This is a genomic window from Howardella ureilytica (genome assembly GCF_054657495.1).
In genome coordinates, this window is sequence record NZ_BAAHYP010000002.1 from 1 (window position 1) to 13,255 (window position 13,255).

A 13,255-nucleotide genomic window follows, 5' to 3' on the forward strand; every position below is an offset into this window, starting at 1 on the left:
CGCCCTTCACTTGCGTACTGCAAAGGGGGTCAAACTTTAGCGTGTGCCCGTACATTCCGTAGGGTACTAACCTGCCGCCCTTACTTACTACTGCAAGGTGGGTCAAAAGCTGCGTTGCCTTGTCCCGGTTTCGTAAGGGACAGCTTCCCTCTGCCCTTACTTACTACTGTAAGGGGGACTCAAACAAGTTAGCAGGTGCTCCGTACATTCCCGTAGGGTACTAGCTCTCTTCGCCCTTACTTACTATTGCAAAGGGGGTCAAAACTTAATTACACTTCTCTCACATTGCTTATTTGCTGCAAACACAGGTAAATCCACGCTTTTTTGCCGTTTTCCCAAAATAAATCATATAAGTGAATTTATTTTTTTAATAAATTAAGTCAAAACTCTTATATAAATTTTTATTTCAGGCTATAATATGTTATAAATTTTACTTTTAAGGACTGTATTTATGGATATATCAATTTATTTCCCAATGTGGGACGATCTTACTAAAAGTGAACAGGACATATTGAAATCATCAGCTGTATTAATGAAAGTTCAAAAGGGCGATATTATTCATAACGGCAACGAGTGTACCGGTCTTATTATGATTAAATCCGGAATTCTTCGTGCATATGTCATATCCGACAGCGGCAAAGAAATGACTCTGTACAGACTTGCTTCCGACAGCATGTGTCTGTTCTCCGCATCATGTATAGTTAACAACATTTCATTTGACATAGTAATCGAGGCCGAATCAAACAGCGAATTTATCCTAATTCCCTCAGAAATTTATAAAAATATCATGAAGCATTCCGTATCCCTTTCCAATTTCACCAATGAATTAATGGCGGAGAAATTTTCTGATGTTATGTGGCTTATGGAACAAATTGCATGGAAAAGTTTTGATAAAAGACTTGCTGATTTTCTTATAAAAGAATCTGAGATAGAAAATTCGTTAACTCTTAATATCACTCACGAGACAATAGGCAATCATATGGGAAATCCGAGAGAAGTTGTAAGCAGAATGCTTAAGTATTTTCAGAATGAAAATATTGTTAAGCTATCAAGAGGAATAATAGAAATAACCGATATGGATAAGCTTCGACGCGTTGCCGAATCAGATTAATATTAATTTATTCATATATATTCTTATACTGTGTAAGCATATAAAAGGACTTTGCACCGTTTGGGTTAACCCAAACGGTGCAAAGTCCTTTTTGAATTTATGCTTTTGCTTTGATTTTTATACTTTCGTTTTGAATTTATGCTTTCGTTTTGAATTGTTATTTTATAACAGTATTGCTTTAATGCAAGTATTATTTCCGGTTAATGTTTTCATTTTTTTACGATATTCAAATGTTTTGACTTATTGTTGATATTTATTTCCTTCTGTTATTAATTACCTTAGGAAGATTCCACTTATAACGGGTTGACAACATTCTGAGCACAAATACTGTTATAGGAGAGATTAAGAGCGCCGTTGTTTCACCCGCGGTATTTAATAATATTATGTACAGAACCGCGCCTACAATGGAAGTAGAGGCGTAAATATCTTTATGTAATATATATGGTTTTTGCCTTGCCATTATATCTCTGATGAGTCCGCCGCCGACTCCGGTGATAACTCCGAGAAATACAATTAAAAATATTTCGTTCCCGTGTCCTTCATTTATACCTACGGTTATCCCCGTAATTGTAAATATTCCGAGACCTATTGCATCCATAACCGATATAACAAAATCATATGCCTTATGGCCGCCTCTTAACAGACTTTTGTTAATATATACTATAATAAATATCACAACCGAAACTATTGCGGCCGTTGTAATATATATCGGATCTGTGAGAGACGAAGGTATATTTCCGAGTATGACATCCCTTGTCATGCCTCCTCCGACAGCCGTAACAACTCCGAGTACACATACACCGAACACATCCATGTTTTTTTCTATTGCAAGCATGGCTCCCGAAGCGGCAAATGCTATTGTACCTATTATTTCTATGACAAAAATAATTATATCCGTCATGTTTGTTTCCTGCTGAATAAAATATTTGGTTGATTCAATGTTATAATTACAAATTCATATTTTAAAATTATAACATTGAATATATCCTTAATCCATAATCAGCAGTTTAAAATGCATTTTTTATTTACGGATGCCTGTTTATTTATCCATTCCGCACGGAGTGGAAGCTTCCACAAGAGTCTTTTCGTCTTTTACCGTATTGTAATATCTGTATCCGCCGGAAAAATTATATGCGTCATAACCGTGTCCCATAAGAATTCTTGTTGCAACATAACTTCTTAAACCGCTTTGACATATTGCATATATTTTTTTATTTTTCGGAATTTCATTTATTCTTTTCCTGATTTCGTCAACCGGGATATTGACGGAATTCTCCATATGGCCTCTCTCATATTCCTTTACGCTTCTTGTATCCAGAATTATTGAATTATTGTCACTTTGAACTCTGTCAATATCTTCCGTATGCCATTGTTTTACTACTCCCGTTTTAATATTTTCGGCTATATATCCGAGCATATTTACGGGATCCTTGGCAGACGAATAAGGCGGAGCATACGACAGTTCCAATTCTTTTAAGTCTATGGCTGTTAAACCTGCTCTTAAAGCCGTTGCCAAAACATCGATTCTCTTATCGACTCCGTCATAACCCACAATCTGAGCTCCGAGAATTCTGTATGTTCCCTTTTCATATAAAAACTTAACATTCATAAGTTTCCCGCCGGGATAGTACGATGCATGACTCATCGGCGATATAATTATCTTTTCATATTCTATTCCTGCTCTGTCAGCCTCTTTTTCGTTTATTCCGGTTGTGGCAGCCGTTAATTCAAATACTTTAAGAACGGAACTTCCCTGACTTCCCTTATATTCACTGTTTCCGCCGCAGATATTGTCCGCCGCAATTCTTCCCTGTTTATTGGCCGGTCCCGCAAGCGGTATTACGGTATCCGCTTTTGTAACAAAATTTTTCACCTGAACGGCATCGCCCACGGCGTAAATATCTTTTACGGAAGTCTCCATTTTTTCATTTACAACGATACTTCCCTTTACTCCAAGTTCCAATCCGGCTTTTTTCGCAAGTTCGTTTTCCGGTGAAACACCTATTGCCATTACAACAATATCCGCATGAAGCCTTTCGACTCCGTCAAGTATTACGTCGATTCCCTCTTCGGATTCCTCAAGAGCCGTAAGCGCCCTTCCAAGCTTAAGTTCGACTCCGTTCTTACGCATTTCCCCGTGAATAAACGCAGCCATGTCTCCGTCAAATATATTCATAAGCTGTTTCGGTCTTTGAACAATGGTTGTTTTTATACCTGACTCCGTCAAATTCTCCGACAACTCAACACTTATAAATCCTCCTCCTATGAGTACCGCATTTTTTATACTGTGTTCATTTACATAATCTTTAATTTTAAATGTATCTTCCACGGTTCTTAAGTAGAATACTTTATCGGACTCCACACCCGGAACAGCCGGTATTACAGATCTTGCTCCCGGAGAAAGAAGGAGCTTATCATAACTTTCTTCAAATTCTTCTCCAGAAATCAAATCCTTAACCTCTACGGTTTTTTTGTCCGGATTTATTTTTGTCACTTCGTGATTGACTTTCATTGTCACGTTAAAACGCCTGTCAAAGCTTTCCGGTGTCTGCAGCGTAAGAGCTTTTCTATCTTCAATGGTTCCTCCTATGTAATACGGAAGACCGCAATTCGCATAAGATATGTATCCGCTTCTCTCAAATACGATAATTTCCGCATTTTCATCCAATCTTCGTATTCTTGCGGCAGCTGTTGCTCCGCCTGCCACACCGCCCACTATTACGACTTTCATTTATATGCCCCTTTCAGCTTTCATTATTTTTTCGAAAATATTTATTTCTGAATATATTTTACCAAATAAAAAATGAACTTCCGTGATAAAATCACAAAAGTTCTCGGATGCGCTTTTACTTTATTTGTTCTGTCATAATATATAACGCTCTCATTTAATTGATACATACTAAACTGTTATATATTCTTACCTTCAAATTGATAAGTTTTCAGTGCTTCATTCCAATACCGGTTATATCAAACATCGAGAATATCATTTTATGCCGCTCCTTTGTTCTGATTGTTGCGTGAAATCAGCTCACAATCGGAGAATCCGCATCCTTCGGTGTAGAATTTTCCACGGAAAGTTATTTCTTCCCCTTCTTTTACCGATGAAATTAAATCTCTGTATTCCTCTTTAAATCCCACGCTGAAGAGTACTTCATAATCATCATTTTCCTCTTGGCATGTGAGCCTTGGCTCTTCGATTCTAATGCCGTGAAATTCTCCCCTAACAGCGGCGGTCACAGTATAGTATTCTCCCGGTATTATCTCGTTACTGTCGATATATCCTGAGAATGCGCTTAAATAAGATTTATCATCCGGTGTACCTTTAAACTGCGCATAAGTTGTTAATTGTTCGCCGCACACTTTACAAAATACAGCCATATCGCTATTTGCCGAGCTGTTTTCTGCAACAAAGTGAAAGCGTCTTTGTTTTTCATTATGATCGCATTTGTTGTTTGCCATTACCAATATTATAAAAAACAATACAAAACCGATTATTATATATGTGAATAATAAGTTACTGAGATATTTTAACACCACACACCCCTAAATACACTGCTGAGTTTTATTAAATACATCTTACACATTATAGCGTTTCTGCACAATATTATAACCGTTATTGTTTTCCGGGCACCTGTTGATTTTTGATTTCCGTGGTTTAAGAGCAAAAAAAAAGCCTGTAAATGCTTGAAAACCAAGCAAATACAAGGCTTTTTTGAAAATTATCTCTTTGATAGTTCCGACCCTTAAAAAAACAAGGCTTTTCAAGACTTTTGTGTTTCACCAATGTTGCACACATACTAACTGAAACTATCGCATATCATTATAAATTTTCATTGAAAATTTCATCATATATCTTTTGAAGTTTTACACCTTCATCATCAGGTTCATCATTGTTTGCAAGTATGTTGTCCACAATCACATCATCAATTGCATCCAACACTGCCTGAACATCACCTGTGGAATTCTTCAAAGTTTCAAGCTTACTATCTCTATCAACAATCTGCTCTCTTAAAGATGTAATTTCTTGATTAGCAGTATCAAGGTCACCTTTTACCTTACCTATATCCTGACTATTTTCATCAAGAATACTGTCAACCTGTTCCTTTGTTAATCCCATGTCTTCTAAAAACTTTCTTTTCATGTTCAAATCATCCTTTCAGTTTGTTTTCGGTGTTTCTTTCACCATTAGATTTTTTGACTGTTGTCTTTTCTCGACTTCAAACCAGGTCAATAAAAAATCAGACCTATTGAAAGGAAGTTATTTCTGTGTCACCTCTGCACATTTTCTTCTTCATAGATTTTTTCAATAGGTCTGATATTTTAACGCATTAAAAAAGCACCCTTTTCAGGATGCTTTTAATCAAATTCCAAATCAGATGGAATTTCTTTTATAATTTCTTCATCTACTTTTATTCGTGAAATATGAAATGCCTTTTTACAATCATTACACCAAATTGCACCATATCCCATTTTGCTTTTTTCATCAACTATCTTCAATGTGTAGTTCACATTTTCACTTTTACAATATGGACATGTACCAGGTTGACCATTTGTTGCTATACTATTAAGATTGCCTAACCACTTCATCATTTCACTTTCTTTCGATTTTTGAACCATGTTTCTTCAACAGAATATGCTTCAGCTTCCATTTCATCCAAATGTTCCTGCACATACTTAAAACCATACTTCTTTAATTGGTCAATGTGTCACTTGTGTTTCACGCATATAAATTGACCCTTTTTCATACAAATTCTTTATGAATCCAAAACATAAGAAAGCCCTTGAAAATACTGGATTTCCAAGGGTTTTGATGTTCTTCTGATATTCGGTTTGAATTATCTCTTTGAGAACTGTGGTGCCTTACGAGCCTTCTTAAGACCGTACTTCTTACGCTCTTTAGTTCTTGGATCTCTTGTAAGGTATCCTGCCTGCTTTAAGATCGGACGGAATTCTTCCGTGTTAGCCTCAAGAAGAGCTCTTGAGATTCCGTGTCTGATAGCACCGGCCTGACCTGTTGTACCACCGCCGTGAACATTAACTTTAACGTCATATTTACCCTCTGTCTGAGTAGCAACAAATGGCTCAAGAGCAATTGTTCTAAGTGTCTCATCGCCAAAATACTCGTCTAAAGGTCTCTTATTAACTGTAACTACGCCTGTACCGGGTGTTACATATACTCTTGCAATACTGCTTTTTCTTCTTCCTGTACCGTAAAATGCACCGTTTGCTGTTTTAGCCAATTTGAACCCTCCTCAATCAGAAATTTAACTCTTCAGGCTTCTGAGCTGCATGATTATGCTCCGGACCGGCATAAACATGAAGCTTCTTGAACATTGCGTGACCTAATGCAGCCTTTGGAAGCATTCCCTTTACTGCATGCTCGATAACTCTTTCAGGATGTTTCTCAAGTGCAACCTTAAGAGTTTCTTTCTTAACACCGCCGATATAAGCTGAGTGACGAACATATTCTTTCTGCTCAAGCTTATTACCTGTAAGCTTAACGTTCTTAGCATTGATAACGATTACATTATCGCCACAGTCAAGAAACGGAACGAATGTTGGTTTATGCTTGCCTCTGAGAATAGAAGCAACCTTAGCAGATAAACGTCCTAATGTATACTTTGACGCATCGATTACATACCACTTTCTCTCGATGTCTGCAGCTTTAGTTATTGTTGTGCTCATTATATTCCTCCAATAATTAAATGCTCAATTATTTATATTTAAAAGTTCTATAAGACACATAACATAAACCGGGGCTAATCAGCGTACATTACTATCTCATAAATAACCGGGTGCATGAAAACCGCTTCTCATGCACTCGGTTAAAAATTATATTATAAGCAGAAATATTTTTCAATACCGAATTACTGAATTTAACTAATATTTTTGTACTTATTGTTGTACAGATATATTGTGTCGTACAAATTTGTCATAAATTTAAACCGTATATTTATATTTAATTCCTTTTCTGTTTTTTTAATTCTTTCAATGCTTTCGTTGTATTGCTTCCTTGCATTGTCAATAAGCCATTTCTCCCGTTCCGTTATACGCTTTGAAAGCATATCTCCTTCAAGTAAAATACTGAGATCCAATACACAGCCTGACATAAGTAATATTTCCTTCACCCAATCATGCAAGCCGTCCGGCGCAGCCTCCATATCGGTAAGGGATATATAATCCCTTTTTACCGTATTCATCCTGTCAGCATATTTAATCTGTAATTGTTCATATGAAAGAAACCCGTTATCCGCTTCCTGAAGATCAATCAAAAAGTCTTCGGCCATATCAACAAATAATTTTAAAAATTCTCTGCACTTCTTTACATACTCGGCTTCGGATATGGTATTCTCATGCATTCTTTTTATCAAATCATATGAACGGTTTTCATAAATATATACATCGTCAACTGTTCTTGAGTTATTGTTTACATGAAAATATGTTTTTCTCATATCCGGCAAAGCCCAAATTGTATAATATTGATGATTGCCATTTACTATATCACTCTCACTGTTACCGAAATAACACCATACAACGCTTACAGGCTTATCTTTATACTTTTCCTCACTGCTTTTGCATAAATACACTTGTGCCTCCTTCAGACGTTCGGCAATCTCTCCTGTAATGTGCACCAACAGTTTATCATCGGCTTTTTCATGTAATACAACAAATGCGCACAAACGCTTTTCTCTTGAAGAATTTAAGGGTTTTACGCTGATAACATCATATTCATCGGCGTTAAATGAATATTTTTCGGATTCATATTCATCACGATCTTCCGCCTGAAAATATATTGTACCGCCTATACTGCTGCGATATACGGGATTCTGTTTTTTCTCGGGATTTTTCCTGTTCCAATCCCTTATTAATCTGTCTGTTTCCTTATATATGTCGTTTAATTCGATTTTTCCGTTATGAATTATATATTTTGAAGTAACGGCAGATGCCAATGCTCCTGTAAATACACTGTGGTTGCCATCCGATCCTATTCCCGATAATTCATTTGCGGAAGAAGAAGCGTATATTGCAATTCCGTGTCCGGCAAAATAATCAACAGACTTTTCCATATTTATATGTTTTGCTTCCAACGGTTCGAAATTTCCGGAGTAACAGCAATCCAAAAATACTATTTTGTTTTTACACGGTATTTTGTCTATATAATCTATCACACTCTGCTGATTTAGATGGGAATTGCTGAATGTCAATGTATCTGCGCTTCCGTGTCCTGAAAAGTAAAATATAAAAGTATCCTGCTTCGACAGCCTTCTTCCGAAATTGCCTATTCCTTGAACAAAATCATTCACATTTACAATTCCGTTATAATCTTCCCCGGCCATTATGCGAATGTGTTCCCTGTTGCATTTTAAACCCTTTATTAACGCATCAGACATAAGAGTCAGGTCTGTTCTATATGATGGCAGGTTCGGAATATTTAATTCGGTATAATTTCCGACTCCGACAAGAAGTGCAAAAATATTATTATTCATTATTATTATGGTTCCTTCCCGGTTTCTTTTCTGCTCAAACTCATAATTGCTTCCAACGCTTCCGCCTCATGATTAGGCTCATCGTATTCGTCTACAGTATAACGATGTACATTTTCAATCTGCTCATTTGACATTTTTGACAATATTTCGTTTATATCCGCTATTCTGTTAACTCTTTTTCTTGCTTTAACCGCTCCTATATATGTACGGTCAATATATTTGCCATGTTCTCTCCTATCCTCCATTATCTGTTCAAGCATGCTTTTGCACTCCTGCACCCTGTTGTTTTGCAGTTTATCCTCTATGTCCTCCAATAATGCGGCTAATTCTTTTTCAGTAATATATTCTTCCATATAAGCCTCCATATATTATTCATATAAAGAACAATTGCAAATTGCTTATTATGTAACGACCGGTGAAATAAATCATCCAAGCAAAGGCTGTTCATACTCATCCAGTGCAAAATTGATTGTCATAATATCAAATACCTCATGCTCTATAAAATATCTGACTATAAGATCTCCTTTGCTGCCCGGGGACAGAGCATATCCTGCTCTTGCCAACAGGTCGACGGTATCTTCAAGATTCAGCCGAAGCGCAATCGCCAAAGCCAAAACGGTTTGTTTTCTTGGATGATATGCGGGATTGCCCCGTATTTTAGAAAATAATTTTCTGTCTATATTTGCCCTTTTATATACTTCAACATCGGTCATTCCGCTGCTGTCTATGATTGATAACAGCCTTTCCGTAAATGTTTCACCCATTTGGCTTATTAACTGTTCTAAAGTAGGTTCCCCTTTACCGGAATGCATACCGGTATCCTTTGTTATCTCATCGGACAACCATTTATATTTTTCGGTTTCATTAATAAAAATATAATTATTTAAAATATATATTCTCAGGGCAGCTCTTATCTCATCTGTAAGCATTGCCAATCCTCCGTTATTATAACTCACAATTTATCCATGTTCCGTTATACATTGTTTGGTAATAATCAGCAATTGTCATATTCCGTCACTGTAATTATATTATATTTTAATTTCATATGGTTTCTGTGTCCCGTTTTTATTCTATATACATATCCATGACTTTATACGCATTATACGTATCATTATCCGCATCATTTAACGTGCTTGAATATTTTATAAGACTTCCGCTCGGAGAGATGGCACAATTTGTAAGAGATACATATGCATCATGAAGCTTTATAATTGCCTCATGAGCATCTTCATACTCTTCCGGCGGATTTTTTAACTTCTTCATCAATGAATTAACTGCCTCTTGATTTGTTTTGATACTTTCTACTTTGCTGATGAAACCGCTGTCATTGTACAGGTTTCTCAGCGCGGTATTAAAACTAGGTAAAAAGTATCCCCTGTACTTTGTATATTTATCCGTTCTTTCATCACTCTCTTTGTAAATAGAGTTATACCATACATCCCTGATCAACTTACCGCATTTTTCTGCATCTGACGCACCAAAATACATTAAAGTTGTTGCTGATTTTAACGTTTCGTAATACTCTTTCGACTTTCCTCTGTGGTATTGTCCGACGGAAATAAATATTATTATAAATGCTGCTGAAATTGCAGCGGCAACACCGATGATTATCTTTATTTTTTTGCTTAATTTTCTTCCTTTCCCTTTTTCATCATTTTCAGTGCTTTCACCGTCTTCTGCGTTTTCCGGATTTTCAGAGTTTTCTTCATTATTCGGGATTTCAGCAATTTCCGTACTTTCGCCTTCTCCCGTATTTCCGGCCGTTTCCTCGCCTTTTTCATTATTCGGGGTTTCGAGTGTTTCCGAATTTTCGCCGTTCTCTGAGGATTCCTCCGTTTCCGCTCCTTCGCTGTTTTCCGTACTTTCATCTTTTTCCGTGTTTTCCTTTTTCGCTTCTGCTTTAATTTCGAACTTACATTCGGAGTTTTTACTTTTCTCGGATTCATCAACGGACTCTTCATTACGGTTTTCGAAAGTCTTACTGTCATTTGGAATAAGAATTTCATTGCAATATATACATTTCTTATCCTTGTCCGAGACCGGTTTTCCGCAATTCCTACAAACAATCATTGCCATGGATTTCCTCCTTTCCGTTTGGATAAACAAACCCGCATACATTTTCATCCATGTCGTTCTACGATACGGCTGAATAATCCCATTTCCCTTAAAACACTTTTCGATTAAATCGACTCTGTTAATTCTACATTCTGATATGTGACCGAAATTTCAAACACATATCATACACATATTCACCTCCCCCGGCTGTTCTCTTATCACATTATATCTTCACGATTTAATGAATCGGTCGCATTTCAGACGACAAATCGGATTCACCTTTCCGTTTTCTTTATCCGTTATTTTCAAATGTTTCATACATTATATTTAACGGATAAATGTGTGAGTTATTTATTTTAAAATGACATTTTTACATAAAAAATGCCGAACACCTTACGGCATTCGGCAGTTTTTAATCTTAAAACTTAAAACAATACGTATTTAACTTTTTTCTCATTATAACTTATTAATATTGTACGGATACAAATAAGGAGTTCCGCATATGACAGGTTCTTCATCTCCCTTCGGATTCTCAGTAGGTGATTTGAAAAATGTCAACGGTATCTCAAATGTTTTTCCGGATATTTTTTCCGAAACAACAAGAATATAATTACCTTCTTCAAGGTCATTATAAACAATATTCAAATGTATCTTATTATCCGTCTCGGTATATGACAGAACGGTTTCTTCGTCGGTAAGTATATATCCGTCCTTGTCTCTCAATTCCAAAACATAATCAGGTTTATATGTAATTATTTTCCCTGATTTATCTTTTGCAACCGGTGTAAGTTCATGTTTGCTTATATTTGTATTTATCTTACCGTCTTCGACAATGCTCAATGAATCAATTTTTTCATCATACACTTCTTCCGTTACAATCCACTGTTTAACTGTACCCGTAAGCTCCTGAATATGTACTTTTCCCTGTGTAAAAAACGGTTTAAATATAACGGTTCCCGTAGAAGATACCCCTGCTTCCATATACGGTTTGTCAAGAATCACATTTCCCGATGAAGAAATATCCTGACCGGGAGTCCTTATTTCGATTGTTCCCGTAAATACATCTTTTATTTTCATTAATCCCGTTTCTCTGTTAAGTATTATAAGAGAACCTTTTTCGGCATTAAGACTGTTTGCGTTAAATTCTCCTCCGATACCGCTTATGTCCAGTTTACTGTTACCGAGAAGTTCCAATTTACCCGAAACGGATGAAAAGGAATTATCCGAATTTATTTTAATGTTCGAATCCTGTAATATTACATCTTTATAATCGTCAATAACCGGGCTGTTTTGATTGGAATAGCTTATGAGTTTTAAAACGGAATCATCGGTGAGGTATGTGTTTTCAAATACGGATGCATTTGCATTTTTCACATTAATTTCCACAGCCCCCGTTACATTTGCACTCTTTCCCGAAGCGTCTGTTTTGCCTATCACCTTTGCTCCCGATAACAGGTTTATCGTAACCGGAATATCCGATACAGCCGTTTCCGAGCCTGCATAAATATTTTCAAATTCAAACGGATTTTGAGCATATCCCGTTACCGTCAGCACGGAGTGATTCCCATTGTGTGTGCCGGCTTCAAACGAACCGCCGAAAACCGTGACTCTGCCTATATTATTTGTATTTGTTTTCACCTCATTCATGCTGAGCAAATATCCGTTAAGATATATTTTCTCGGCAAAGAACTTCGTGTTTTCAATTGTAATATCGGCACGAAGCTGTATCGGTACCCTGCTGTTCAAAGAACTTCCGTCACCGGTTCCCGTTATTTTTACGGCTTTATCTAATGTAAATACTCCTCTGTCCGAGCCGTTGTCGTCATTTTGAATTGTTACGCTGTTCTTTAAAACAACGGTATCTCCGTCTGCTGCCGCTCTGTAAGCTGTTTTAAAGTCACTGTAAGGATGTGCTTCCGTGCCATCCTCCGTTCCTTCCGCAAATGTCTCGACATAAATTGTCTTTGGTACCGTTACCGATTTATTAACTGCCCAAGCCGCTTTATCGGAAACTTCCGCAATCTTACTTTCGGATTTGACAAATTTATTTTCTTCGTTAACACCTGACTTTACACCTTCGTAATTGTGCTTTATTTCCGTATCTGCCATGCTCTCTCCGTTAAAATACGATTCCCGGGCATTAAAACCGATATCCTTATTATTCGATTCCGCAGCGCTTATGGGAACAGCGCCAAACAGAAAAGGCCTCGAAGCGATTCCCAACACCAGGAGTAACGACGCTCCTTTTTTGAGTTTTCCGTAATTCATATTTATCCTTTATCCTTTATCCTTTTTTCATAAATAATATTTTCGTTATCAAGAATAACCTTGATTTAAAAATTTCCGTTTATCAATAATTATTAATATCTTATATGATTATTATGGAATATTGCTGCAATTATTATAATATAAACTTGAGCATATTAATAATAAATGTATTATGGATAGGCTGCACAAAGCTAAAAAATATTTTTCGGCCGTAATATTAAATATGAAAACGACTTCGCAGATTTCACATGCATAACAACGTTTCGACCCATAAATAAAAAGCGTATATAGCATTTCTGCTTTACACGCTTTTTAATATATACATTAAATAATT

13 protein-coding genes are annotated in these 13,255 nt (G+C 36.5%); 1 reads left to right on the forward strand and 12 read right to left on the reverse strand.

Translation table 11 applies throughout. The features are described 5' to 3' along the window. Positions 1 to 451 precede the first annotated feature (451 nt). Positions 452 to 1,111 (forward strand): Crp/Fnr family transcriptional regulator, encoded by a 660-nt coding sequence (locus tag ACYQ1N_RS01215; RefSeq protein WP_459831765.1) that lies wholly within the window; start codon positions 452 to 454, stop codon positions 1,109 to 1,111. Positions 1,112 to 1,364: 253 nt separating this feature from the next. On the opposite strand, the gene ACYQ1N_RS01220 is transcribed toward ACYQ1N_RS01215, so the two are convergent. The 12 genes from ACYQ1N_RS01220 to ACYQ1N_RS01275 all read right to left on the reverse strand — a co-directional run bounded on the left by ACYQ1N_RS01220 (position 1,365) and on the right by ACYQ1N_RS01275 (position 12,921). Beyond that, the gene (locus tag ACYQ1N_RS01220) at positions 1,365 to 2,012 is read right to left on the reverse strand and encodes a trimeric intracellular cation channel family protein (protein ID WP_459831768.1); all 648 of its coding nucleotides are present in this window, start codon (positions 2,010 to 2,012) and stop codon (positions 1,365 to 1,367) included. Between the two features lie 138 nt (positions 2,013 to 2,150). Beyond that, the gene (locus ACYQ1N_RS01225; RefSeq protein WP_459831770.1) at positions 2,151 to 3,842 is read right to left on the reverse strand and encodes a CoA-disulfide reductase; all 1,692 of its coding nucleotides are present in this window, start codon (positions 3,840 to 3,842) and stop codon (positions 2,151 to 2,153) included. A gap of 257 nt (positions 3,843 to 4,099) precedes the next feature. After that, the gene (locus ACYQ1N_RS01230) at positions 4,100 to 4,489 is read right to left on the reverse strand and encodes a hypothetical protein (RefSeq protein WP_459831773.1); all 390 of its coding nucleotides are present in this window, start codon (positions 4,487 to 4,489) and stop codon (positions 4,100 to 4,102) included. A gap of 442 nt (positions 4,490 to 4,931) precedes the next feature. Then, positions 4,932 to 5,252: a phage scaffolding protein gene (locus ACYQ1N_RS01235; RefSeq protein WP_459831775.1), complete on the reverse strand. Its 321-nt coding sequence runs from the start codon at positions 5,250 to 5,252 to the stop codon at positions 4,932 to 4,934. A 215-nt stretch (positions 5,253 to 5,467) separates the two neighbouring features. Further along, positions 5,468 to 5,698 (reverse strand): hypothetical protein, encoded by a 231-nt coding sequence (locus tag ACYQ1N_RS01240; RefSeq protein ID WP_459831777.1) that lies wholly within the window; start codon positions 5,696 to 5,698, stop codon positions 5,468 to 5,470. Positions 5,699 to 5,946: 248 nt separating this feature from the next. Beyond that, a complete protein-coding gene (gene rpsI / locus ACYQ1N_RS01245) occupies positions 5,947 to 6,351 on the reverse strand; it encodes a 30S ribosomal protein S9 (protein ID WP_459831779.1) in 405 nt (134 codons plus the stop codon). A 16-nt stretch (positions 6,352 to 6,367) separates the two neighbouring features. After that, on the reverse strand, positions 6,368 to 6,796 hold the full coding sequence (gene rplM / locus ACYQ1N_RS01250) for a 50S ribosomal protein L13 (protein ID WP_459831782.1): 429 nt from the start codon (positions 6,794 to 6,796) through the stop codon (positions 6,368 to 6,370). A gap of 191 nt (positions 6,797 to 6,987) precedes the next feature. Then, the gene (locus ACYQ1N_RS01255) at positions 6,988 to 8,598 is read right to left on the reverse strand and encodes a caspase family protein (protein WP_459831785.1); all 1,611 of its coding nucleotides are present in this window, start codon (positions 8,596 to 8,598) and stop codon (positions 6,988 to 6,990) included. 5 nt (positions 8,599 to 8,603) lie between these two features. Continuing rightward, entirely contained in the window at positions 8,604 to 8,951 is a 348-nt protein-coding gene (locus tag ACYQ1N_RS01260; protein ID WP_459831788.1) for a hypothetical protein, read from the reverse strand. A 72-nt stretch (positions 8,952 to 9,023) separates the two neighbouring features. Further along, positions 9,024 to 9,554 carry a hypothetical protein gene (locus ACYQ1N_RS01265; RefSeq protein WP_459831791.1) on the reverse strand — a complete coding sequence of 177 codons (531 nt, stop codon included), beginning with the start codon at positions 9,552 to 9,554 and terminating at the stop codon, positions 9,024 to 9,026. Positions 9,555 to 9,663: 109 nt separating this feature from the next. Beyond that, on the reverse strand, positions 9,664 to 10,674 hold the full coding sequence (locus ACYQ1N_RS01270; protein WP_459831794.1) for a hypothetical protein: 1,011 nt from the start codon (positions 10,672 to 10,674) through the stop codon (positions 9,664 to 9,666). Between the two features lie 435 nt (positions 10,675 to 11,109). After that, a complete protein-coding gene (locus ACYQ1N_RS01275; protein ID WP_459831796.1) occupies positions 11,110 to 12,921 on the reverse strand; it encodes a hypothetical protein in 1,812 nt (603 codons plus the stop codon). Positions 12,922 to 13,255: the final 334 nt, after the last annotated feature.

Excerpts from the sequence above, each read along its gene's own strand:
- ACYQ1N_RS01215 (WP_459831765.1), top strand. The coding sequence starts at position 452 with ATGGATATATCAATTTATTTCCCAATGTGGGACGATCTTACTAAAAGT.
- ACYQ1N_RS01270 (WP_459831794.1), bottom strand. The coding sequence starts at position 10,674 with ATGGCAATGATTGTTTGTAGGAATTGCGGAAAACCGGTCTCGGACAAG.
- ACYQ1N_RS01235 (WP_459831775.1), bottom strand. The coding sequence starts at position 5,252 with ATGAAAAGAAAGTTTTTAGAAGACATGGGATTAACAAAGGAACAGGTT.
- rplM (WP_459831782.1), bottom strand. The coding sequence starts at position 6,796 with ATGAGCACAACAATAACTAAAGCTGCAGACATCGAGAGAAAGTGGTAT.
- ACYQ1N_RS01220 (WP_459831768.1), bottom strand. The coding sequence starts at position 2,012 with ATGACGGATATAATTATTTTTGTCATAGAAATAATAGGTACAATAGCA.
- ACYQ1N_RS01260 (WP_459831788.1), bottom strand. The coding sequence starts at position 8,951 with ATGGAAGAATATATTACTGAAAAAGAATTAGCCGCATTATTGGAGGAC.
- ACYQ1N_RS01230 (WP_459831773.1), bottom strand. The coding sequence starts at position 4,489 with ATGGCTGTATTTTGTAAAGTGTGCGGCGAACAATTAACAACTTATGCG.
- ACYQ1N_RS01225 (WP_459831770.1), bottom strand. The coding sequence starts at position 3,842 with ATGAAAGTCGTAATAGTGGGCGGTGTGGCAGGCGGAGCAACAGCTGCC.
- ACYQ1N_RS01255 (WP_459831785.1), bottom strand. The coding sequence starts at position 8,598 with ATGAATAATAATATTTTTGCACTTCTTGTCGGAGTCGGAAATTATACC.
- ACYQ1N_RS01240 (WP_459831777.1), bottom strand. The coding sequence starts at position 5,698 with ATGAAGTGGTTAGGCAATCTTAATAGTATAGCAACAAATGGTCAACCT.
- ACYQ1N_RS01275 (WP_459831796.1), bottom strand. The coding sequence starts at position 12,921 with ATGAATTACGGAAAACTCAAAAAAGGAGCGTCGTTACTCCTGGTGTTG.